The 22,095-nt window shown below is 61.4% G+C and carries 20 protein-coding genes and 1 pseudogene; 9 read left to right on the top strand and 12 right to left on the bottom strand.

All coding sequences use genetic code 11. The features are described from left to right. Positions 1-14 precede the first annotated feature (14 nt). The 7 genes from HFO99_RS02005 to HFO99_RS01975 all read right to left on the bottom strand — a co-directional run bounded on the left by HFO99_RS02005 (position 15) and on the right by HFO99_RS01975 (position 7,125). A complete protein-coding gene (locus tag HFO99_RS02005; RefSeq protein ID WP_222358843.1) occupies positions 15-800 on the bottom strand; it encodes a coniferyl-alcohol dehydrogenase in 786 nt (261 codons plus the stop codon). A gap of 40 nt (positions 801-840) precedes the next feature. Further along, on the bottom strand, positions 841-1,878 hold the full coding sequence (locus HFO99_RS02000; protein ID WP_222358841.1) for a branched-chain amino acid ABC transporter permease: 1,038 nt from the start codon (positions 1,876-1,878) through the stop codon (positions 841-843). Next, positions 1,875-2,789, bottom strand: coding sequence for a branched-chain amino acid ABC transporter permease (locus HFO99_RS01995; RefSeq protein ID WP_003562250.1), 915 nt, complete (start codon positions 2,787-2,789; stop codon positions 1,875-1,877). Before HFO99_RS01995 ends, HFO99_RS02000 begins: the two co-directional genes overlap by 4 nt. Then, positions 2,786-3,514 (bottom strand): ABC transporter ATP-binding protein, encoded by a 729-nt coding sequence (locus HFO99_RS01990; RefSeq protein ID WP_128438737.1) that lies wholly within the window; start codon positions 3,512-3,514, stop codon positions 2,786-2,788. The genes HFO99_RS01995 and HFO99_RS01990 overlap by 4 nt, the downstream gene beginning before the upstream one ends. Next, positions 3,511-4,263 carry an ABC transporter ATP-binding protein gene (locus HFO99_RS01985; RefSeq protein WP_222359243.1) on the bottom strand — a complete coding sequence of 251 codons (753 nt, stop codon included), beginning with the start codon at positions 4,261-4,263 and terminating at the stop codon, positions 3,511-3,513. Before HFO99_RS01985 ends, HFO99_RS01990 begins: the two co-directional genes overlap by 4 nt. A 9-nt stretch (positions 4,264-4,272) precedes the next feature. After that, positions 4,273-5,592, bottom strand: a complete 1,320-nt coding sequence (locus HFO99_RS01980) for an ABC transporter substrate-binding protein (RefSeq protein WP_222358839.1) — start codon at positions 5,590-5,592, stop codon at positions 4,273-4,275. Between the two features lie 69 nt (positions 5,593-5,661). Next, complete coding sequence (locus HFO99_RS01975; RefSeq protein ID WP_222359241.1) at positions 5,662-7,125, bottom strand: aldehyde dehydrogenase; 1,464 nt, start codon at positions 7,123-7,125, stop codon at positions 5,662-5,664. 263 nt (positions 7,126-7,388) lie between these two features. Between HFO99_RS01975 and HFO99_RS01970 the strand changes: the two genes are divergently transcribed. Continuing rightward, positions 7,389-8,288 carry a helix-turn-helix transcriptional regulator gene (locus HFO99_RS01970; RefSeq protein ID WP_222358837.1) on the top strand — a complete coding sequence of 300 codons (900 nt, stop codon included), beginning with the start codon at positions 7,389-7,391 and terminating at the stop codon, positions 8,286-8,288. On the opposite strand, the gene HFO99_RS01965 is transcribed toward HFO99_RS01970, so the two are convergent. From HFO99_RS01965 to HFO99_RS01955, 3 genes are all read right to left on the bottom strand, one after another. Then, complete coding sequence (locus HFO99_RS01965) at positions 8,285-8,533, bottom strand: hypothetical protein (protein WP_222247412.1); 249 nt, start codon at positions 8,531-8,533, stop codon at positions 8,285-8,287. The genes HFO99_RS01970 and HFO99_RS01965 overlap by 4 nt on opposite strands. A gap of 68 nt (positions 8,534-8,601) precedes the next feature. Further along, on the bottom strand, positions 8,602-9,225 hold the full coding sequence (locus tag HFO99_RS01960; RefSeq protein ID WP_222247413.1) for a response regulator transcription factor: 624 nt from the start codon (positions 9,223-9,225) through the stop codon (positions 8,602-8,604). Beyond that, positions 9,215-11,122 carry a PAS domain-containing sensor histidine kinase gene (locus tag HFO99_RS01955; protein WP_222358835.1) on the bottom strand — a complete coding sequence of 636 codons (1,908 nt, stop codon included), beginning with the start codon at positions 11,120-11,122 and terminating at the stop codon, positions 9,215-9,217. Before HFO99_RS01955 ends, HFO99_RS01960 begins: the two co-directional genes overlap by 11 nt. A 443-nt stretch (positions 11,123-11,565) precedes the next feature. Between HFO99_RS01955 and HFO99_RS01950 the strand changes: the two genes are divergently transcribed. From HFO99_RS01950 to HFO99_RS01935, 4 genes and pseudogenes are all read left to right on the top strand, one after another. Continuing rightward, positions 11,566-12,540: an alpha/beta fold hydrolase gene (locus HFO99_RS01950; RefSeq protein WP_222358834.1), complete on the top strand. Its 975-nt coding sequence runs from the start codon at positions 11,566-11,568 to the stop codon at positions 12,538-12,540. 99 nt (positions 12,541-12,639) lie between these two features. Further along, positions 12,640-13,266, top strand: coding sequence for a pyridoxamine 5'-phosphate oxidase family protein (locus HFO99_RS01945; RefSeq protein WP_222358832.1), 627 nt, complete (start codon positions 12,640-12,642; stop codon positions 13,264-13,266). Beyond that, positions 13,266-13,448, top strand: a pseudogene (locus HFO99_RS01940) (DUF1348 family protein); the annotation flags it as partial. The gene HFO99_RS01945 and the pseudogene HFO99_RS01940, both read left to right, overlap by 1 nt. 126 nt (positions 13,449-13,574) lie before the next feature. Then, positions 13,575-14,393, top strand: a complete 819-nt coding sequence (locus tag HFO99_RS01935; protein ID WP_222332195.1) for a GNAT family N-acetyltransferase — start codon at positions 13,575-13,577, stop codon at positions 14,391-14,393. 390 nt (positions 14,394-14,783) lie between these two features. Here the strand turns inward: HFO99_RS01935 and HFO99_RS01930 are convergent, their stop codons facing one another. Next, positions 14,784-16,190: an adenylate/guanylate cyclase domain-containing protein gene (locus tag HFO99_RS01930; protein ID WP_222358830.1), complete on the bottom strand. Its 1,407-nt coding sequence runs from the start codon at positions 16,188-16,190 to the stop codon at positions 14,784-14,786. A gap of 124 nt (positions 16,191-16,314) precedes the next feature. Beyond that, positions 16,315-16,800: a MarR family winged helix-turn-helix transcriptional regulator gene (locus tag HFO99_RS01925; protein WP_222358828.1), complete on the bottom strand. Its 486-nt coding sequence runs from the start codon at positions 16,798-16,800 to the stop codon at positions 16,315-16,317. Between the two features lie 199 nt (positions 16,801-16,999). On the opposite strand from HFO99_RS01925, the gene HFO99_RS01920 reads away from it, so the two are divergent. Genes HFO99_RS01920 through HFO99_RS01905 form a run of 4 tightly spaced genes read left to right on the top strand, consistent with a single transcriptional unit; the run spans position 17,000 to position 22,092 of the window. Further along, on the top strand, positions 17,000-18,586 hold the full coding sequence (locus tag HFO99_RS01920) for an AMP-binding protein (protein ID WP_222358826.1): 1,587 nt from the start codon (positions 17,000-17,002) through the stop codon (positions 18,584-18,586). 56 nt (positions 18,587-18,642) lie between these two features. Continuing rightward, positions 18,643-19,467, top strand: a complete 825-nt coding sequence (locus tag HFO99_RS01915; protein ID WP_222359239.1) for a p-hydroxycinnamoyl CoA hydratase/lyase — start codon at positions 18,643-18,645, stop codon at positions 19,465-19,467. A 57-nt stretch (positions 19,468-19,524) separates the two neighbouring features. After that, complete coding sequence (locus HFO99_RS01910; protein ID WP_222358823.1) at positions 19,525-20,631, top strand: NAD(P)-dependent alcohol dehydrogenase; 1,107 nt, start codon at positions 19,525-19,527, stop codon at positions 20,629-20,631. A 21-nt stretch (positions 20,632-20,652) separates the two neighbouring features. Next, positions 20,653-22,092 carry a coniferyl aldehyde dehydrogenase gene (locus HFO99_RS01905; RefSeq protein WP_222358821.1) on the top strand — a complete coding sequence of 480 codons (1,440 nt, stop codon included), beginning with the start codon at positions 20,653-20,655 and terminating at the stop codon, positions 22,090-22,092. Positions 22,093-22,095 lie beyond the last annotated feature (3 nt).

The following is a 22,095-nucleotide window of genomic DNA, read 5'->3' as shown; positions in this document are numbered from 1 at the left end:
CCTGGGGACAAGAACTAGAAGCCGAGGACTTCGGCGTTGATGGAAGCTTCGAGGCCGCCGTCGACGGCAAGATTGGCGCCGTTGATCCAGCGTGCGCCATCCGAGCAGAGGAAGAGCACCGGCGGCGCAATATCGGCGGAGGTGCCGGCGCGGCCGACGCGGGTGATGTCGCTGTCGACCCTGGCGTCGCCGAGCACGGCGCGGAACTGCTTGAGGATCGGCGTTTCCACCGGTCCGGGGCTGACCGCATTGACGCGGATACCGCGGTTTTTGAACAGCGGCTGATGGGCTGCCCGCATGGTCCAGAGCAGCATCAGCTCCTTGGAGAGCGGGTAGCCTTCCTCGTCCTTGAGGCCGTGTTCGGCGACAACCGCCGCCACCTCGGGAAAGCCTTCGATTGATGTCAGCGACTTTGCCCGCTCGAGGTTGGCGCGCCAGCCGTAGCCGGCGATCGAGGCGACGTTGACGATGGCGCCGCCTTCGCGCAGGCGGGGTGCCACGGCTTCGGACAGGGCGCGGAGGCCGTAGAAATTGACGGCGAGCGTCGAGACGACGCCGGTGTTGCCGGAAAGGCCGGCGACATTGGCGAGCGCATCGAGGCGCACCGGAAGCTGCGCGACGATCTCGGCAACGCCTGATGCCATGGACAGATCGCCCTTGATAAAGGCGGCACTTCCACCCGCTGGCTCGCGCACATCGACGCCGATGACCTCAGCGCCCATCTGGCCGGCCAGCTCCGCCGTGCGGGCGCCGATGCCGGAAGCGACGCCGGTCACCAGGATTGTTTTACCAAAAAGCATGAAGGTCACCTTTCGCAAGAGAGTCCGGAAATAAGCCGGTTCATTCTTCCCATTTGATTTTATGCGGACCGGGCAATTTCAGCCGGTAGCCGACCGGCAGAAGTTGAAAATCGAAGCGGCGCTCGATTTCGCCCCAAAGGCCGCGCGGCAGGTAGAGCGAGAAGATCAACGCCGTGGCGCCGAGGCCGATCAGGTACCAGACGCCGGCTGAACCGAAGGCGGTCTCGATCACGAAGAACAGGATGGCGCCGAGGATCGCGCCTTCGAACTTGCCGATCCCGCCGACCAGCACCATGAAGATCATGTAGGCCGTCCACTGGACGCTGAAATAGGTCTTCGGCTGAAAGGTCGTGGCGGTCGCCAGCCACAGGCCTCCGGCAACCGCGATGCCGAAGGCGGCGAGCACGAAGAGCAGCCTCTTGGTTGCGATCACGCGCACGCCGACCGAGGTTGCCGCCTCCTCATTGTCGCGGATCGCCTGCATGGCCGCACCGGCGCGGCTGCGCATCAGGATGAAGAGAGCGCCGAGCAGGGCGGCCATGGCCGCCAAGGCGAGCCAGTAGATCGTTGCCCGCCGCGTCGCGCCGTCATAGACGTTGAGAGAGATCAGCGAGGTTCCCGTTTCCCCCTGGATCAGCCGGTCGAGGTTGACGAGCAGATGGGCGAGTTCCGCTATCACCCACATGCCGATCGCGAACTCGCCGCCCTTCAGGCGCAGCATGAACAGCGAAAGCGGGATCGACAGGGCGCCGGTCACGATCGCGGCGGCAAAGAGCGAGACGAAGGGATTGAGCCCCGCATCCGCCAGGCGGATGGTGAAATAGGCGCCGAGGCCGAAGAACACCTGCTGGCCGACCGAGACGAGCCCGCCGAAACCGGCAAGCGCATTCCACATGGCGGCAAGGATCACATAGATGAACAGGGCCGTCATCCGGTCTATCGCGCCGGCGCCGAGGACAACGGGGGCAAACATCAGCAGGGCAAGCACCGCGGCCATGCAGCCAAGCGCCACCCGTGACGATTTCGTCCAGCGTTCTATCGATATTCCGTTGGAGGCAAGGGTCGCGTTTGGGCTCATGTCGGGCTCCGGAGACGGGTGCGCAGTTTGAGAAAGGCGCCAAGTTTGTCGAGAGACGGCATGCCGAACCGGGATAGCCTGACGAAAAGCACCAGCAGGAACACGGCATGGCCGCCGATCAGGAAGCCTTGCGGATGCAATTGGGCGCCGAGCGATTGGGCAAGACCGAGAACGATGCCGCCGGCAAGCGTGCCCCATAGCGATCCCGCGCCGCCGATGACGGCCGCCTCGAAGGCGAAGAGAAGTTGTGGGCCGCCGGAGTAGGGGCTGAAGGTTGCCCGCATCCCGAGAAAAGCACCGGCGATCCCGACCGTGACCATGGTGATCGCGGTGGCGACGGCGTTGACCCTGCGGGCGTCGATGCCGACCAGCCCCGCCGTATCGGGATCTTCCGCCGTGGCGCGGATCGCGCGGCCAAGCGCAAAGCGGCTGAGGAAGAACTGCAGCCCGCCGAGAACGAGGACTGCCGTCACCATCATCATGACAGCAAGCTTGCCGACGTAGATGTGGCCCGGCAGCTGCCAGGATGCATAGGACAGGTTGCCGATGAACGGTGCGAGCGAACGGGTGTCGGCGCCGAACTGCTCGAACAGCAGGTTGTCGATGACGATCGACAGGCCGAAGGTCGTCAGGATCGGCAGGAGCGTGCCGCCGCGGGCGCTGCGTTCCAGAATGAAGCGCTGCAGCAGCCATCCCGCCGCCGCCATGACCGGCAGCACTATCAGCAGGCCGGCGAAGGGTGGAATGCCGGCTTTGGCGGCCAGCAGCCACAGCCCATAAGCGGCTGCGACCGCCAGGCTGCCATGCGCGAGATTGATGATCCGCATGACCGAGAACATGAAGGACAGTCCGCAGGCGATAACGGCGTAGTAGCCGCCGAGCAGAATGCCCTGGAGCAGGGTGTTGATCACGATGCGCTCCTTTCGCCTGATGTCCGGTGCAATCCGAAATAGGCTTGAGTGACATGTTCGCGCGTGACGGCGGCGGCCGGCCGGTCGAGGACGATGCGTCCTTCCAGCATGCAGATGACACGGCTTGCCACGCTCATGGCGCGAGCGAGATCCTGCTCGACGAGCACGATGGTCGTTCCCGACGTGAGCAGCGCCTGCAGCTGGGCATAGACGCGATCGACGACCAGAGGCGAAAGTCCGAGCGAGACCTCGTCCAGGAGAAGAATATCGGGATTGCTCATCAGCGCCCGGCCGATGGCGGTCGCCTGCTGTTCCCCGCCCGAGAGGTGTCCTGTCTTGGCGTGACGGCGCGGTTTCAGGTTTGGAAAAGCGTCGAGGACGCGCTCGATGTTCCACTCGCCCTTACGGCCGGAACTCTTTCCGAGAAGCAGGTTCTCTTCCACCGTCATCTGTGAAAACAGGCGCCGGCCTTCCGGCACCAGGGCAATGCCCTTGGCGATCCGTTTGTGGGACGGGACGGCGGCCAGATCTTCGTCGTTGAGGAGGACGCGGCCGGAGGATGGCAGATGGGCGCCGGCGATCGATCTGAGCAGCGTTGTCTTGCCGGCGCCATTTGCGCCGACCAGCGCCAGCACCTCGCCCCTGGCAAGATCGAAGCTGACGCCGCGCACCGCCTGAAGCAGGCCGTGGCGGACGTCGAGGTCGCGGATGGAGAGAAGGCTCATGCAGGTGTCCCTCCGAGATAGGCCTTGACGACCTCCGCATCGCTCATGACCGTTTTCGGTTCGCCATCGGCGATGATCCTGCCGGCGTCCATGCAGATCAGCCGCTCCGCCACCTGCAGGAGGATATGAACGATATGCTCGATCCAGACGATGCCGATGCCGCGGCGGCGCAATTCGAGGATGGTTTCGACGAGTTCGCTCGCCTCGCCATCGGTCAGGCCGCCGCCGATCTCGTCGAGCAGCATCAACCTTGGCTGCGTGGCAAGCGCACGGGCAAGCTCCAGCCGTTTGCGATCGAGCAGGCCAAGCGTGTCGGCCGGGCGGTTGGCGACTCCAAGCATGCCGCAGAGCGAAAGCGAATCCACCACGCGCTCATAGGCCTCGTCGCGGCTTGCAACATTGCCGTGCGATGCGGCGACGAAGACATTCTCAAGAGTCGTCATGCCGCCGAAGGGCTTCGGAATCTGATGGGTCCGGACGAGCCCGGACCGGCAGCGCTCCGCCGCCGTCCGGCGCGTGACGTCGACGCCGTCGAAGGTGATGCTTCCCGCATTCGGCGGGAAGGCGCCGGCGAGCACGCTGAGCAGGGTCGTCTTGCCGGCGCCGTTCGGCCCGACAATGCCGATCGCCTCGCCATCGCCCATGGAAAAATCCAGATTCTCCAGCACCACCAGCGCGCCGAACCGCTTGTGGATCCCTTTGGCCGAGAGAAAGGCTCCCCCCGGCCGTCTTTGATCTTCCCGCTGCAGCACTGTGCGTTACCCGTTGTAAGCGGTGAGCTTGGCACCGACCGGCACATTGGGGTCGGTGGCGTTTTCGGTGACGACATAATCGAGCGCGAATTTCGAGCCCTCCGGCGCTTTCACCCATTGCGTGCCGATGATCGGTCCGGGAGAGACGTTGGCGACGGGGCCGCTGGTGAAATCGACCTTGCCGGCAATGGTGGTGGTCTTCAGCGTGCTGATCGCCTTGGCGACGGCCTCCTTGCTTTTGACGTCGGTGCTGGCCTTCAGCGCATCGAAGCCGGCGTCGAGCAGCGCCAGGCTGGCGCCGAGCTGCTGCGTCCACTGCTTGCCGCTGGCCGTTTCATAGCCATCGGCAAGTTCGGTTCCGGAGACGCCGGTCAGCGTCGATTTGTAGGGGAAGGCCTTGTGCCAGTAGGCGGCGCTGCCGATGTTCAGGCCGAGGTCGCCGAGCGCCTCGATGTCGGAGGGAAACAGGCCCGTCTTGGCGATCTGGCAGATCTTAATCTGCTGGGTGAGGCCCTGCTGTGCGGCCTGACGCCAGAAGGCGGCGAAGTCAGGCGGTATCGGGAACGAATTGAAGATCTCCACGCCCTCCTGCCTGAAGAGAGCGATCTGCGCGGTAAAGTCGGTGGTTCCGGTTTCATAGGCTCCGGGATCGACGATGGTGAAGCCGGCTTTGGCGAGCGCCGGCGCCAGATGGGTGCGGATCGCGTTGCCATCGGCGTCGTTCGGATACATGACGCCGACCTTCTTGTTGGTCTCGATCAGGTTCCACTGCGAAACATAGGCCTTGTGGAACTCTTCGACGCCAAAGCCGAAATGATAGGTCCACTTGAACGGCGAGGGTGCGCCCGGCTTGGCGCCACGGCCGAAATACCAGGCTTCCCAGGGCATGACCGTCGAGAGGCAGGGAATACCGGCCGCTTCGCAGGCATCGGCCACCGGATTGATGGTTTCGGGCGTCGAGACGGCAAGCATCAGGTCGATCGCCTGGTTGTTGATCAGGTCCTTCGCCAACTGGCCGGCACGCGAGGGATCGGACTGGGTGTCCTGGTCGAGAATGTCAACCTTCCAGGTCTTGCCGCCCGCCTGCAGGCCGTTCGCCAGCGCCTTGCGCGCCAGTTCGAGCACATAGCCGTCCGTCTCGCCGAAGCCGCCAAGAGGGCCGGTGCGCGGGCTGATGAAGCCGACCTTCAGCGTATCGCCGCTTGCAGCGAAGGCTGTGCGGCCGGAAAGCGCCAGCGCCGCGCCGCCCGCCACGGTCGATGCGATGAAAGAGCGGCGGCTCAGCGATGCCGCGTTGAATTTGCCGTTGCGGAAAATGCCGTTCATGAAATCATTCCTCCCTCTTGATGCGGGCCTCCCAGCCCGTTCCCAGTATTCATTTCGGCCGATCTCAATTCAGATCGGGTAGTGCCGTTTTCCCGAGGCCATGGTGATCCATCTGAGCTCGGTGAATTCATCGATCGCCGCCTTGCCGCCGAAGCGGCCGTAACCGCTTGACTTGACGCCGCCGAAGGGCATTTGCGGCTCGTCGGAAACGGTGGCTTCGTTGATGTGGCAGATGCCGGATTCGAGCCGCATGGCGACGGCAAGGGCTGCATTGACGTCGGCGCTGAAGACGGCGGCCGACAGCCCGTATTCGTTGTCGTTGGCAACCGTCACGGCCTCGTCGACGCTGCCGACCCGGACGATCGCCGCCACTGGTCCAAAACTCTCCTCGCGATAGATGCGCATGGCAGGCGTCACATGATCGATGACGGTTGCATCCATCAGCGTGCCACTGGCCTGGCCGCCGCAGATGCGCACCGCGCCCTTCTGCAGGGCGTCATCGACCAGCGACCGAACGCGGCGGACGGCCTCAGTGTTGATCAGCGTGCCGAGCGGCGTGTTGCCGTCCTTGGGATTGCCGGCGACGAGGGTTGCCGCCTTCGTCCGGAATTTGCCGACGAAGCCGTCGGCGATCTCGTCCATGAGGATGATCCGTTCGGTCGACATGCAGATCTGGCCCTGGTTCATGAAGGCGCCGAAGGCGGCAGCACCCACGGCCTCGTCGATATCGGCGTCGGCAAGGACGATGAACGGCGCCTTGCCGCCGAGTTCGAGCAGGCAGCGCTTGAGATGCCTTGCCGCGGATTCGGCGATGATCCGGCCGACACGGGTGGAGCCAGTGAAGTTGATGCGGCGCACGGCCGGATGGGCAATCAGCGCATCGACGACGGCGGCGGCATCGCTCGGCGCGTTGGACACGACATTGAGGACGCCGCGCGGAAAGCCGGCGTCACGCATGATGTCGCCGATCAGGCCATGGGTCTTCGGGCAGAGTTCGGAGGCCTTGAGGACGACGGTGTTGCCGCAGGCAAGCGGCATGGCGACGGCACGGGTGCCGAGGATAATAGGCGCGTTCCAGGGGGCAATGCCGACGCAGACGCCTGCCGGCTGGCGGACCGCCATGGCGAGGCTTCCCGGAATGCCGGAAGGAATGATCTCGCCTGATATTTGCGTGGTCATCGCCGCCGCCTCGCGAAGAATATCGGCGCCGAGCCCGCAATTGATCGCCGCCCATTGCGTCGTGGCGCCGGTTTCGCCGGTCATGGCGGCAACGAGTTCGGGGGTGCGGGCCTCCAGTATGTCGGCTGCGGCATCCAGAAGTCGGCGCCGTTCGCCCGGGCCGGTCTGCGACCAGTCCGGAAAGGCCGCTGCTGCCGCATTGGCTGCCCGCGTCATGTCGGCAATCGATCCTGCCGAGGCAATCGTTGCGATGTCGCCGGTCAACGGATCGATGCGTTCGAAGGTGGCCCCTTCGGAAGCATCCATCGCCTCGTTGTTGATCATCAGCTTTGCCGAAAACACTGTTTCACCCAATTCGCCATGTGTTGGTGCCACATATTGGCGCCAGGTGTTGGCGCCGCATGTCGGTTTGCATTGTTGCCATGGAAGAAAACGAGCAGACGCGGCGCCACGGGGGCTGCCTGACTGTTCCTGCATCTGTTGAAGAGCCTCCTCCCAAAGGCTGATGGAGAAAAGGTTACGCCGATCTGGCGCGGATGGAATGCGATTTATTGGGTTAATATTGTAATTATCCGGCGATTACCGCATTGTTTGAGGTGGGGGATGGAGGAGAAGCGTTGGCAACGGACGGAGGAATTCACCACTATGCCAGGGGCGAGTGGCACGCTCCGTCGCTGTCGCACCGGCGCATCCGTTTCCAAAAAGGTCTGTATGCCGATTTCCACCATTTCCTTCTGCTCGGCGAGGGGAGTGGGGAGCTTCACTTCGACAATGGCGAACATCGGCCGCTGCACGGACCGCTGCTTGCCTTCCTGCCGCCGCAGGCGCGGTGCGACCTGTCGATATCAGCCGGAACCGCGGCTCATCTGGTCGGCGCTTCGCCTCAGATCATGGTCGATGCGATCGGCGACAAGGTGGAATCCTATTCGCTGCGCATCTTCACGGAACAGCGCAAGCTGGTCGAGGCATTGGATCCCTCAGCAGTGGCCGAAATCAGCCCGCTGATCTCAGGCTTCGTGCGGGAACTGGGCGATCCCACCCGCTCCTCCTGGATGGTCGCATCTGCCTATATCAGGCTCATCCTGATGGCGCTGTGGCGCGGCTCCGATGGCGAGAGAAGCGAGCAGCGCGGGCAGGGCGAAGTGGGATCGATCCTGCAGCGGTATCGGCAGCTGGTCGAGGCCGGTTTCCGCCAGCACCGACCGATCAGCGACTATGCCGCAGAACTGGGCGTCACGGCCGACCGGCTGCATTCCACCTGCCAAAGGGCGCTCGGCCGCTCGCCGATCCAGCTTCTGCACGAGCGCGTGGTGCAAGAGGCAAAGCTGAGATTGGAGCGATCGGCCCGCAATATCCAGGAAATCTCCGACAGCCTCGGCTTTCGCGATCCCACCTATTTCAGCCATTTCTTCAAGCGCAAGACCGGCCTTTCACCCGCCGGTTACCGCGAGATAGCCCGCGCTTCCGCCGGCTCGGAAAACAGCATGCTGTCCTCGGGCTATGCCGATTGGCCTTAGGTTTGGGCATTGGTCAAAGCTGGAATTTGCCAGTCCTGGATCGCGATGATGCTGACATGAAATCCCAAGCTGGCGGAGAACTGCAATGCGCCAATAGCCTTCATTGCGCGCTGCAATCGGCAATGGCCGACATGGGGCCGGTAGCGGACTGGCAGCTCCCGGTGTCCTTCACTTCTGTAGAAGACGGTCAGATCGAAGCGCGAAGTTTTCAGGTCCGGATTATGGCACACAGGCAAAAGGCTCAATCACCATCGGCCGGTGTAGGACCCTCAGCTCTTGCAAGGGATCGAACGCTTCCTCCAAATCGCTGCTTTCAGCCCTTCAGAATGCCCGCAATCCTAACCAAATCCGCAACTGACGATGCTTGCATTTTTCGCATCATGTGACCGCGGTGAAGCTTCACGGTGGCCTCAGCGAGCTGAACTTCAGCCGCAATTTGTTTGTTCAGCTTCCCGGCGACAACCAATGCCATAATCTGCCGCTCGCGCTCGGTAAGTTTGGAATACATTAGGCGCAACGCCGCCGTTTGACGTGCCTCTTCGCGTCGAGCGCTATCACTTGCCAAAGCCCGATTCACCGCTTCGAGCAGGTCCTGCTCGCGCACAGGCTTGGTAAGAACATCGATAGCACCTGCCTTCATGGCGCGGACAGCCATCGCCACATCGACATGAGCACTGATCAGCACCACCGACCTTGGATTCCGGCTTTTCGCGAGTGCCTCCTGAAACTCCAGGCCGCTTTGACCTGGCAAGCGAATATCAAGCACAATACAGCCGGCACGATCAGGATCATCCGCGGCAAGAAACTCTGCCACCGACCCATGGGTTTCAGCGACAAGTCCGACTGACTGGAACAATCCTCTCAAAGCTTCGCGGACACTTTCGTCGTCATCGATGACAATAACTGTGGGCTGCCCTCTCTTGCGATCATCTATCATGGACGATAGCGCCCTCCGCCATTGGCAACGTGAACGTAAATAGGGCCCCGTCCCCGTTCTCCCCCAATGAAGCCCAAATACGGCCACCATGGGCTTCGACGATGGAACGGCATATCGATAAGCCCATTCCGATACCGTCGGCCTTCGTGCTGTAGAATGCTTCGAAAACGCGCTCCAATTCGTGGATAGGTACCCCGCGACCCGTGTCAGAAACGCTCACGCTGACAAGCTGCTCCTCCACAGCGCATCTGATGTTGATGTGTTTTGCTGTTGAAGAAGCTGTCATCGCTTCGGCACTGTTCATAACCAAGTTGAGAACAACCTGTTGCAGTTGCGTTCGGTCTCCTACGACTTCGATAGGCGTTGCTGCCATATCAAGACTGAGCTCTATTCCACGCCGTTGAAGTTCGCCCGTCAACAGATCCAGCACCTCGCGTACGGCAGGTTTGAAGTCAGTTAGCTCAATCCTGGCAGGTAACTTCTGAGCCATCGCCCGGATACTGGTGATGATATCGCCGGCGCGATGCCCATCGCGGACGATCCTTTCGGCGGCCACACGCGCCTGCTCCAGATCGGTGTGGCCCGGCTGTAGCCACCGCAGACATGTGCCGGCATTCGTGACGATTGCCATCAGCGGCTGGTTGACTTCATGGGCAATTGAAACGGCAAGCTCACCTGTGGCCGTCATCCGCGTCACATGCGCGAGGTCACTCTGGCTTTGCAGCAAGGACTCTTCCGCCCGTTTGCGATCCTCGATATCCACGACGACGCCGTACCATCTCACAACATTTCCATCGGGATCCAGAAGGGGGCTTTGTCGAAGGTTGAACCATCGATATTCGCCATCGGCGCGTCTGATGCGGGCGTCTACAGGACGACTTTTTTTTGAGGCTACGATATCGTCCCAAGCCATACGCATCGGCTCGACATCATCAGGATGAAACATACGATAAAAACCGAAGCCGACGATCTCTTCAGAAGGTAGACCAACATAATCGATCAAGTTTCGATTGAAATATTCAAGCCGGCCATCCGAGGTGCAGGACCAGGCCATGGCGGGTATCGTGTTGATGATAAGATTGAGCTTGTGTTCACTTTCCGTGAGCGCAGCTTCGCTTTCCCGAAGAGCATTCTCCGCACGTTGCAGGTCTTCGATATCGATGTTAACACCGAACCAACGAACGACGCCGTTGGCATCGACCAGCTTTCGCCCTGAGAAGTAAAACCAACGATAGTTGCCGTCTGCTCCGCGAATGCGTCCTTTCAAAACAGTGTGGTCGGAATGCTCGAGGTCTCTCTTCCAGATGTCCACCATGCCTGGAATGTCGTCAGGATGGTAAAGATCCAGAAAGCCCCACTCGAGGATTTGATCAGCAGGACGACCTGCATAGTCCAACCAGCTTTTATTGACAAAATCGGCGCTGCCATCCGGTCGCGCTGACCATACGAGAACAGGCAGCGAATTGATGATAAGGCTGAGGTTTTCCTCGCTGGCCGCAAGCGCAGTCTTCGTTTCCTTCAATGCATTTTCGGCCTGTTTGCGGTCTTCTATATCGAGGACCACACCATACCACCTGACGACATTTCCTTCGGTATCGAGCCGCGGTTTCTGCCGAAGCGTGCACCAACGATATTGGCCATCTGCGCGCCTGAGCCTGCCCACGACCTCTCTGGCATGTTTCGAGGCCATGATGTCGTGCCATTCCGAAGCGAGATGTGACATGTCGTCGGGATGAAATAGCTTGTAGAATCCCACTCCGGAGATTTCCTCAAGCGGCGCCCCGATAAACTCGAGAAAATGCTGGTTGGCAAAATCCAACATGCCTTCCGACGTTGCGGACCACACCATGGCGGGGATCAGATCGATAATGGGATCGGTTTCCGGCTCTCGTTCCACCGCACTCTCCGTTCAGTGTTTGAGACGTTACAGAGCCCAGACGTACCGACTCCATGTCAGGAAATGTCGAAAGATGGCCGATCGTCCGTCGGAAATAGTTACGGGATTTCTGTGACTTGGGTAAGGGAAAATCGATATACGAAGGTCTATGGTTGCAATGCCATCGTCTAGTTCCGCGTGACCTAGATCGCAATTGAGCGAGGCCATAAACCGGCTTACTCCTAAACATCGAAGCCTTTGATGAACGGTGACCTCAACGGATCCCTCGTCGCCTTCACATCGACCATTCACGTGCAACGAATTTCTACATCGCTGCCATTTCCTGACCTGAGGCAACAGCCTCCGGTGACGTTGTTAACCGCCACGGCGCTTGCGCGGTCCGAACGACCGACAGCAGCCCTCATTCGAAATCATTTTTCATCTCGACTTTTAGGGAGACCACCATGCGTAGCTTGATTATGTGCTTGATGCTGGCGACCGCCAGCATGACTGCCGCAACAGTGACGTCAGCGCTTCCCGCGCAGGCCACGACGGACGTTCGCGAGGCTCCGGTTCCCGTCCACTACCGAACCGCAAAGATCGAGGGTCTCGATATCTTCTACCGGGAAGCCGGGCCGGCCGACGCTCCGGTCGTGCTGCTGCTTCATGGTTTTCCGACGTCATCCCACATGTTCCGGAATCTGATCCCGCTACTTGCAGATCGATACCACGTCATCGCGCCGGACTATCCGGGTTACGGGCAAAGCGCATCTCCCGATCATAGCAAATTTGCCTATACGTTTGGCGGGGTCGCCAATATCGTCGACAAGTTGCTGGATCATCTGGCCGTCAAAAGCTACGCCATGTACGTCATGGATTATGGTGCACCGGTGGGATACCGTCTGGCGCTGAAACATCCCGAGCGGGTCAGTGCGCTGATCATCCAGAATGGCAACGCCTATGATGAAGGGCTGAAGGAATTCTGGGATCCCATCAAGATCTACTGGTCTGATGGATCGCAGAAGAGCCGTGAGGCGCTCTCCGGTCTGGTCACGCTCGAAACGACCAAGTTTCAGTACACCGACGGGATGGAAGACGTGTCGCGCATCAGCCCCGACAACTGGGTTCACGACCAGGCTCTCCTGGACCGACCAGGGAACAAAGACATCCAGCTCGACATGTTGTATGACTATCGCACCAACGTGCCGCTTTACCCTGACTTCCAAAACTTCTTTCGTGAGCGTAAACCTCCCACGCTCATCGTCTGGGGCAAGAACGACTATATTTTTCCTGAGGCCGGCGCTCATCCTTATCTCAAGGACCTCCCAGATGCCGAAATTCATGTCTTGAATTCGGGTCACTTCCTGCTCGAAGAAAAACTTGACGTCGCTGCTCCTCTAATCAACGACTTCCTGGATCGCAACGTCGCGAAGAAGTGACCATCAGACATGGTCACCGGCGGTGTGACCAAGGTTCCGCAAACCCGAGGTCACACCGCTGAACGGCGGTTACTAAATTCCAGATTTTGGAGATCTCCCATGCCGTACCATTTTTTGGAAGTTGCAATCACTCCGAATGTGCGGCTGGCCCAGACTGAAATGGGTGCCGATCAGATATGGTTGGGCGATCACCATCGAGAGTCGGATAGTTTCACCGACAGCGAGCGCGCCTTCATCGCTGCTCGGGACAGCTTCTATATTGCATCTGTGTCGGAAACCGACTGGCCTTATGTGCAGCATCGCGGCGGGCCGCAGGGCTTTCTCAAGATCGTTGACAACAAGACACTGGCATTCGCCGACTACCGGGGTAACCGCCAATACATCAGTACCGGTAACTTCGCCGCAAACGATCGAGCCTGTCTCTTTCTGGTTGATTACCCGCGGCGAGCCCGCCTCAAAATCTACGTGCATGTCGAGAAGCTTGCACTCGATGTCGACCCGGCACTGACCGACCTTGTTTTCGACGCCGGCTACCGAGCAATGGCAGAACGGATTTTCCGGCTGCGGCTGGAAGCCTTCGATTGGAACTGCCCTCAACATATCACACCGCGTTACACCGAACACGAGGTGGAGAAAGCGGTAGCACCGTTGCGTGAACGCTTGGCCGAACTGGAGTCGGAGAATGCAGAATTGCGTACTCGGCTCGAGGCCTGGGGAGGAAAATAATGGACGCCACAAGACCCCCATTGCCGCCCTTTTCATGGGCTTCCGCAACAGAAAAGGTTCGGCTTGCGGAGGATGGCTGGAACAGCCGCAATCCCGAAAAGGTAGCGCTGGCCTATAGCCATGACAGCCGGTGGCGCAACCGTTCCGAGTGCATAAACGGCGGCGAAGCAATCATCGCTTTCTCACGCGGAAATCGCCACCGCAATGGCCGACTTCCTGACTTAACCGCGCTCGCAACCTCAGCCTGCTTCCACCGTTGCTGACTTCGCTGCGGTGAAGCCTGTTTGGCTTGGTTTAAGGACACTGCCATGGATCGCCCGTCAGCATCGCGCCAAGCGGTGCCGGAAGAAGATATCACCGAAGCGAAAGCATTTATCGACCTGTTCATGATCGCGCCCCAGACGCTCGCCGACCAGGCTGAGTTTCGCTGCATGCAATTGGCTGCAGGTTGCGCAATATCGCTGCCCAGCGCGCCCGCCATCGGTCTCAATCGTGTGCTCGGCATTGCAGCACTTGAAGATCTTGACACGGCCTTTGAGTGGATGAGCAAAAAGGCAGGCCGCCGCTACTTGCAAATGAACGCTGCCAGCGCTCCTCAACAGACACACGATTGGATAAGGAAACGGGGTCTTGTTCCCCAAGGTAACGGTTGGGCAAAGCTACGGCGAACAGCGCCTTCTACGCCACTCATTCATTCTGGAGAGGTCGCTACCCGGCAGGTCAAAGTCACCGAGGCCGAAATCTTCGGCGCGATGATGTGCGCCGGATTTAACTTTCCAGCAAACCTGACACCGCTTTGGTCAGCGGTCGTCGGGAAGGACGGTTGGACCTGCTTTTTCGCGGAATTGGACGGCAGGCCGATTGCGACCGGCGCAATGTATGCGGCAGACGGCCGTGCGTGGCTTGGCGGTGGCGCGACGGTTCCCGAGTTTCGCAATCGAGGGGCACAGAAGGCCCTCATCACCGCGCGTCTGAATCAAGGCATCAGTCAGGGCGTTCAGACATTCGTCGTCGAAACGGCCCAGCCTTCGGCCGCGGAGCCAAATATCTCTCACGCCAATCTCATCGTGGCCGGATTCGAGCAGATTTATACTAGAATGAATTACCGGTTTCCGGACGATTCATAAGGGACACCAGACACCTTAGGTCTGCGACTCGAGCTGTTGCGTTCTTTCCAGTGTCGCGCTTGCCGGATCGGTGCCTGAAACTCTTAGAGAATGTCATCTGTTTCTGGATCAGCCTGCAAACCCACTCCATCCCCCACCACCGATTGATACGCGCGTTGAACGAGGTTCGTCTTCGATCCATCGCCGACGACATCAGGTGGGCCGTGGAAAGCACTATGGCACTCGGCTCTCGCCGATCCCCTGGATGTTCGCTTTCGGGGTGCGGCTAGGATGCGCTCTACGGCCGCCATGGGGCGCAAAGCAGCCATATCCTTCGATAACGAAAAAGTCCGCTCCGGGCCGACACTGGAAACCGCTCAAGTTGACTTGACCTCGAAGAGAAGACCACCCTCACGACAGCGCAAAAATCCTGACCTCGCGCCCGATGCCTTGAAGCTCCGCCATCCGGGAGGCCGAGGTGATGCCGCTGTCGCGGAGGATCTCTGAAACTTGGGCATCCCCGACGATCGCCTCCGTCGTCATGATCACATTGGGATCGGCAAGGCCCTGGACACGGGAGGCGATATTGACGGTCTGGCCGAAGTAGTCCTGCCGGTCGTTCAGATTGACGGCGAGGCATGGCCCCTCATGGATGCCGATCTTCAGGAGAAGATCGTCGCTGCCGTGTTCGGCATTTAAGCGAAGCATCGCCTCGCGCATCTTGAGTGCCGCCGCCACCGCGCGATCCGGGCTCGGGAAGGTCGCCATCACGGCATCGCCTATGGTCTTGACGACTGCTCCGGCCTCTGTGGCGACGATCTCGTGAAGAACCCGGAAATGCGCCCGCACCAGATCGAAAGCGGCAAGATCTCCGACACGCTCGTAAAGCGCGGTCGAGCCCCTCAAGTCGGTGAAGAGGAAGGTCAGGCTGGTGATCTTGAGGCGCTGGTCGACATCGAGTGTGTCGGTCCGATAGATGTCCCGGAAGCTCTGGTTCGTCAGCAGACGCTTGGCCGTCAGGAAAGGCCGCCTGCGGCCCAAGAGGTCGTGCAGGTCATCGCCTGCGATACAGACGTTCGGCACCACCCTGCGATCGGTGTGGTTCTCGAGGGTCAGCCGCAGTGAGCCAGGACGCAGGGTCAGCGTTTCGTTCAGCGCATGCGTCCGGCTGATGATCATCGAGAGGTTCTGACGTTCGTCGGTGGGCTCTCCCTGCACGTCGATGAACTGCGCGGAGTGTGTGACCGCATCGAAGATGATGACGAATTGCGCCGGCAGTTGCAGGGAGACGAAGGCCTTCTCGCCCGGATCCAGCTCGATCATCTCCAGCTGGATGCGCGCCAGCCTTGCTTCGAGATCGTCAGGCAGGTCGACGCCGGAGCTGAAGAAGATCTGGCGGTAGTACTCGAGCGGCGACAACCGATCGGGATCGTGAGCGGCAATCCTGCGCACGCGCGGACTGACCGTAAACGTGACCTCGACCATCTCGTCGAGGGTTGGTTCGTATCCGGCGGCGCAGAGCGCGCAATGGTACGTCTCGTGGACGACGGTTTTGAGGGTTGCGCCGCTGTCGAGGACGCCGCCGCATCCTGGGCAAAGGACGTTCCAGGTCATCTCGAACGCGCCTATGCGAGCTGCGTGGAGAAGCGCGGCGATGGTTTTCTCTTCATCGAGATGGTGCTCATCGGCGAAAGCGAGCGCATTGATGCGGTTGAGCTCGCGGTCCGAGCCATTCATGACGACGTTTTCGATGCAGTCGACCGTCTGCGGGTCAGCTGCCTGTCGCAGGGAAGCAAAAAGGACGTCCACTTCGCTCATCAGACAAGACTCCGTGCGCATAAACTCACGGCGGACGACGCCAGGATGGGGATCATAACACGGGGGTTATCCAATAGAAATCTAAAGGGTTAAATGCTGCTTGTTTCCCAAGCGAAGGCGGGTTTCAGTTCCCCTTGTATATCCGCTTCAGCGCCGTCAGCAGCGCATCCATTTCCTCGCGCGAAAACAGCTCGATGAAACGCTGCTCATGCCTATCGATCAGTTCACGCGCCCGGGCGAGCATTGCGCGTCCCGCCTTCGTCAGACGAAGTTCCTGGCGCCGGCGGTCGGCCGCGGAGGGCCGGCGCTCGATCAGGTCGCGGGCTGCCAGCCGATTGACGAGGGCCATCATCGTCGCCCGGTCGGTGCCGAGTGTATTGGCAAGGTCGATCTGCGATGCGCCCGGATTGCCGGCGACGAGTTCCATCACCGCCAGTTGCTTCTGCGTCAGCGCCAGCGCCGCCATGGTTTCGGCGAAGTCGCGATAGACTGCGACATGGGCCATGCGCAGATGAAATCCGAGCAGGTCGCCAAGCCGGCCGACGTCGAGGCCCGGCGTCGCGGGCGCATCTTCGCCCTCGAAATCGTCCTGGGTTGGTTTTGTGCTCATCGTTCGTTCTCGCTTCATCCAGGGTCATAACCATCAAAATCAGCAGGTTAGTCAATATCCGTCGTGCGGATTTCTGCGCGCGATTCGAGCGATCGGATTTGCCTTAAACAGCCTCTTGCATCGTGGGAAAAAGATATTAGTATGTGTTGCATACAAATTTGATGCCTAGCGCGGGGAGCGGTGGGCATGGGAGGAGAAAATGGCGCATTCCTTTTCCGGGATGGCTTCGTCGGCGGATTGCGGACTGGTGACGGATGATCCGATCCTTTACCGCGCCCACGTCGCACCGGACCGTCCGGCTCTGTTCGAGATCGCCAGCGGCCGGCAGCTCACCTATGCCGAGCTCGATGCGCGGATCGCCCGCTGCGCCGGCTTGCTGAGCGATGTGCTCGGAGCGCGCCGCGACGGGGCGCGTGTCGCCATGCTGGCGCGCAACTCGATGGATTCGATCGTGCTTGCCTTTGCCTGCCAGCGTGCCGGCGCCATCTACGTGCCGCTCAACTGGCGCCTCAACGCCGCCGAGTTTCGGCCGATCCTTGCCGATTGCGCGCCGGTTCTGCTCGTTCACGACGAGGAGTTCGCCGCAACCGTCGCCAGCCTTGCGGGCGCCGATCCTGAAATGGCGGTGATATCGACGGCTGGCGGTGCGGCCGGGCTCGCCGCGCGGATCGAGGCGAGCCTTCCGGCCGCTCCGGTGCCGGCCGATGCCGATGGACCCTGCGTCCTTCTCTACACCTCGGGCACGACGGGACAGCCGAAGGGCGTCGTCATCACCCGCCGCAACGCCTTCTTTGCCGCCATCAATTTTTCCGTCGTCGGAGAGATCGGGCCGGGATCCGTCGCCCTGTGCGATCTGCCGTTCTTCCATACGATCGGGCTGATCGCGGTGGCGCGAACCACATTGATGCTGGGCGGCACGCTCGTCGTCTCCGACCGCTTCACGCCGGCGCGCACACTCGCAGCCCTTGCCGACCGGCAGCGTGCCATCACCCATTATTTCGCCGTGCCGCAGATCGCGCTCGCCTTGCGTGGCGATGCCGCCTATAGCGCCGCGGCGCTCGCCGGCCTGCATGCGCTTTTCGTCGGCGGCGCGCCGCTGACCCAGGCGTTGATCGAAAGCTATCTCGATGACGGCGTGGCGCTGGTCAACGGTTACGGCATGAGCGAGGCCGGAACGGTGCTGCACGTGCCGATCGACCGGCGCGCCGTGCAGGACAATCCCGGCAGTGTCGGTCTTCCGGCACCCTTGCTCGACATTCGCATTGTCGGCGAGGATGGCCGCGAGGTCGAAGAGGGCGAGATCGGCGAACTCTGGCTGCGCGGGCCGGCGGTGACGCCTGGCTACTGGAAGAAGCCTCAGGAAACCGCTGCCGCCTTCACGGACGGCTGGTACCGCACCGGCGATCTCGGCCGACGCGAAGCGAACGGCTTCTATCGCATCGTCGACCGGCTGAAGGACATGTACATCAGCGGCGGCGAGAATGTTTATCCCGCCGAGATCGAGGCAGCGCTCGCAAGTCATCCCGATATCCTCGACGCGGCGGTCGTCGGCATTCCCGACATCAAGTGGGGCGAATGCGGCCTCGCCTATGTGGTGCTGCGGCCGGGTGCCGTGGCAACGGGCGATGAGATCGCCCGTCATTGCGCGGCAAGGCTCGCCGCGTTCAAGCGTCCGGCGCGGATCCTCTTCGTCGAGGCCATTCCCCGCACCGCCTCCGGCAAGGTGCAGAAACATGTCCTGGGCCAGTTCCATTCCGACGAAACCCTTCAACGACAGGCCCTGTGAAGCGGCCCGGGCACTCACGCCGAAACCTATGGAGTAACCTCATGACTGAAGAGAACATGACTGATAGGCAATCGCCAGTTCTGGTCGAATTCGATAACGGCATCGCCTTCGTGACCCTCAACCGCCCGGAAAAGCGCAATGCGATGAATCCGGCCCTGAATGCCCGGATGCTCGAGGTGCTCGACGAGCTCGAGGGCGACGAGCGCTGCGGCGTCCTCGTCCTGCGCGGCGCCGGCGAATCCTGGTCGGCCGGCATGGATCTGAAGGAATATTTCCGCGACAATGACGACAAGCCGCGCAATGCGACACTGAAGGCGCGGCGGCAGTCCGGCGGCTGGTGGAGCCGGCTGATGTATTTCGAAAAGCCGACGATCGCCATGGTCAACGGCTGGTGCTTCGGCGGCGCCTTCACGCCGCTGGTTTCCTGCGATCTCGCCATCGCCGCCGAGGAGGCGAATTTCGGCCTTTCCGAGATCAACTGGGGCATTCTGCCGGGCGGCAACGTCACCCGCGCGGTTGCCGAAGTGATGCGCCATCGCGACGCTCTCTATTACATCATGACCGGCGAGCTGTTCGGTGGGCGCAAAGCTGCGGAAATGGGTCTCGTCAACGAGGCCGTGCCGCTGGCGGAACTGGAAAGCCGGGTCCGCAAGATCTGCGCCAGCCTGCTCGAAAAGAACCCGGTGACGCTGAAGGCCGCCAAGGACACCTACAAGCGCGTGCGCGACCTGCCCTGGGATCTTGCCGACGATTACATCTACGCCAAGCTGGAACAGATGCTGTTTCTCGACAAGACCAAGGGGCGTGACGAGGGGCTGAAGCAGTTCCTCGACGACAAGACCTATCAGCCCGGCCTCGGCGCCTACAAGCGCGGCCGCTGATGGCGAGCCCGGCTCGCCGGGCTGGTTGACGAGCCGATCATCGGGAGGAGGAAAGCAATGAAGATCCATGCCGCGGTGGCGCGTGCGCCCCATACGCCGTTTTCGCTGGAAAGGCTCGATCTGGAGGAGCCGCGCGAGGGTGAAATCCTGGTTCGCGTCGTGGCAACAGGGGTTTGCCACACCGATATCGTCATGCGTGACCAGCATCTGCCGGTGCCGCAGCCGGTCGTGCTCGGCCATGAAGGCGCCGGCATCGTCGAGCGTGTCGGACCGGGCGTCGCCAAGGTCAAGCCCGGCGATCACGTGGTCATGACCTTCAATTCCTGCGGTCATTGCCCGAGCTGCAACGATCACGAGGAGACCTATTGCCACGAATTCTTCCCGCGCAACTTCTTCGGTTCGCGCGCCGATGGTTCGAGCGGGATCTCATGCGAGGGAGAGCGGGTTCACGGCAATATTTTCGGTCAATCCTCCTTCGCCAGCCACGCGCTGTGCCATGAACGCAATATCGTGAAGGTGCCTGAGGATGCCGATCTGGCGCTGCTCGGGCCGCTTGCCTGCGGCATCCAGACCGGCGCCGGCGCGGTCATGAACGCGCTGAAGGTCGAGCCGGGAAAAGTGCTCGCGGTTTTCGGCATGGGCTCCGTCGGTCTTGCCGCCGTGATGGCAGCGCGGATCGTCGGTGCGTCACGGATCATCGCCGTCGACGTCAACGAGACGCGGCTGGCGCTTGCGGCGGAACTCGGCGCGACCGACATCGTCAACGGCAAGGCGAGCGATGCGGTTGCCGCGATCATGGCGCTGACCGGCGCCGGCGTCGATTATTCGATCGATGCCTCCGGCGTGCCCGCCGTCATCGACCAGTGCGTGCGGGTGCTGGCGCCGCGCGGCACCTGCGGCATCGTCGGGGCCTCGCCGCATGGCGCGACGCTGACGCTCGACCTCACCCACATCCTGTCCGGCGGGCGCCGGGTCCGCGGCATCGTCGAGGGCGATTCCAATCCCGACGTGCTGATCCCGTTGCTGATCGATCTCCATCGGCAGGGCCGCTTCCCCTTCGACAGGCTGATCACCTTCTATGATTTCGCCGACATCAACCAGGCGGTGGAGGATTCCGAAAAGGGCATCGTGCTGAAACCGGTCGTGCGTCAGCCGGCCGTCTGACACCGTTCAAGGAAGGAAACAATGAACACCGTCACCGCAATCGCCACCGATACCAGCCCTGATGTCATGAAGGCGCTGCTTGACCGGCAAAGGGCGTCTTTCCTGAGGGAAGGGCCGCCGGGCATCGACACCCGCCTCGATCGCATCGACCGCGTCATCGCCCTTCTCGTCGACCGTAAGGAAGCGATTGCCGCTGCCCTGTCGGAGGATTTCGGCAGCCGCAGCGTCGAGGCGAGCCTGCTTCTCGATGTCTTTACCTGCGTCGGTTCGCTCAAATATGCCAAGGCCCATCTTGCCGAATGGCTGAAGCCCGAGCAGCACGAGGCATTATTCCCCGACGCGGTGGCCGAAGTGGTCTATCAGCCGAAGGGGGTTGTCGGAATCCTGAGCCCGTGGAATTTCCCCTATCAGCTCGCCCTTGCGCCGCTTGCCGGCATTCTGGCCGCCGGCAACCGTGCCATGATCAAGCCGTCGGAGGTAACGCCGGCCTCGGCCGCCCTGATGGCGGAACTCATCGCCGGCGCTTTCGACGAAACGGAAATATCAGTCGTTCAGGGCGGACCGGCGACGGGCACGGCCTTTACATCACTTGCCTTCGACCATCTGATCTTCACCGGCGGAACCGCGATCGCCCATCATGTCATGCGCGCGGCGGCGGAAAACCTGACGCCGCTGACGCTCGAGCTGGGCGGCAAGTCGCCCGTCATCGTCGGCCGCTCGGCCGACCTCGCAGACGCGGCGCGCCGCGTCATGACCGTCAAGACGCTGAACGCCGGCCAAATCTGCCTTGCGCCGGACCATGCCTATGTGCCCGAGGAAAGCGTCGAGGCCTTTGCCGGGCACGCGGTCGCGGCGGTCGGCGCGATGTATCCGGCGCTGAAGGAAAATCCTGATTACACTTCGATCGTCAATGCCCGCCATCACGCCCGTATCCAGGGCCTGATCGACGATGCCAGGACCAAGGGCGCGAGGATTGTCGAGATCAACCCGGCGGCAGAGAATTTCTCCCAGCAGTCGGCCCACCGCATGCCTCCGACCCTGATCCTCGATCCGACGGAAGACATGCGCGTGCTGCAAGAGGAAATCTTCGGACCCGTGCTGCCGGTTCTTCCCTATCGCGATATTGCCGACGTCATCGATCGCATCAATGCCAGGCCGCGCCCGCTTGCTCTCTATTACTTCAGCCAGGATCAGCAGGAGGAGGCCCGCGTCCTCGACAATACGACCTCCGGCGGGGTGACGGTCAACGACTGCATGAGCCACGTCACGGCGGAAGGCCTGCCCTTCGGCGGCGTCGGCCATTCGGGCATGGGAGCCTATCACGGCAAATTCGGCTTCCTCGCCTTCTCGCATCCGCGCGCCGTCTATCACCAGAGCAGGATGGTGGAAGCGGAATACATGATGCGGCCGCCTTATGGCGAGGCGATGCGCGGCTTCTTGGCGGCGGCGATCTGCAAATAGAAG

The sequence above is a fragment of the Rhizobium leguminosarum genome (assembly GCF_019798305.1).
GTDB classification, from domain to species: domain Bacteria; phylum Pseudomonadota; class Alphaproteobacteria; order Rhizobiales; family Rhizobiaceae; genus Rhizobium; species Rhizobium leguminosarum_U.
The sequence above is the reverse complement of the archived record's forward strand: the minus strand, read 5'-3'. Positions and strand labels throughout refer to the sequence as shown.

Bases quoted from the DNA above. Each gene is read 5' to 3' on its own strand.
- HFO99_RS02005 (WP_222358843.1), bottom strand. From the start codon at position 800: ATGCTTTTTGGTAAAACAATCCTGGTGACCGGCGTCGCTTCCGGCATC.
- HFO99_RS02000 (WP_222358841.1), bottom strand. From the start codon at position 1,878: ATGAGCCCAAACGCGACCCTTGCCTCCAACGGAATATCGATAGAACGC.
- HFO99_RS01990 (WP_128438737.1), bottom strand. From the start codon at position 3,514: ATGAGCCTTCTCTCCATCCGCGACCTCGACGTCCGCCACGGCCTGCTT.
- HFO99_RS01980 (WP_222358839.1), bottom strand. From the start codon at position 5,592: ATGAACGGCATTTTCCGCAACGGCAAATTCAACGCGGCATCGCTGAGC.
- HFO99_RS01960 (WP_222247413.1), bottom strand. From the start codon at position 9,225: ATGATAGATGATCGCAAGAGAGGGCAGCCCACAGTTATTGTCATCGAT.
- HFO99_RS01950 (WP_222358834.1), top strand. From the start codon at position 11,566: ATGCGTAGCTTGATTATGTGCTTGATGCTGGCGACCGCCAGCATGACT.
- HFO99_RS01945 (WP_222358832.1), top strand. From the start codon at position 12,640: ATGCCGTACCATTTTTTGGAAGTTGCAATCACTCCGAATGTGCGGCTG.
- HFO99_RS01935 (WP_222332195.1), top strand. From the start codon at position 13,575: ATGGATCGCCCGTCAGCATCGCGCCAAGCGGTGCCGGAAGAAGATATC.
- HFO99_RS01930 (WP_222358830.1), bottom strand. From the start codon at position 16,190: ATGAGCGAAGTGGACGTCCTTTTTGCTTCCCTGCGACAGGCAGCTGAC.
- HFO99_RS01925 (WP_222358828.1), bottom strand. From the start codon at position 16,800: ATGAGCACAAAACCAACCCAGGACGATTTCGAGGGCGAAGATGCGCCC.
- HFO99_RS01920 (WP_222358826.1), top strand. From the start codon at position 17,000: ATGGCGCATTCCTTTTCCGGGATGGCTTCGTCGGCGGATTGCGGACTG.
- HFO99_RS01915 (WP_222359239.1), top strand. From the start codon at position 18,643: ATGACTGATAGGCAATCGCCAGTTCTGGTCGAATTCGATAACGGCATC.
- HFO99_RS01910 (WP_222358823.1), top strand. From the start codon at position 19,525: ATGAAGATCCATGCCGCGGTGGCGCGTGCGCCCCATACGCCGTTTTCG.
- HFO99_RS01905 (WP_222358821.1), top strand. From the start codon at position 20,653: ATGAACACCGTCACCGCAATCGCCACCGATACCAGCCCTGATGTCATG.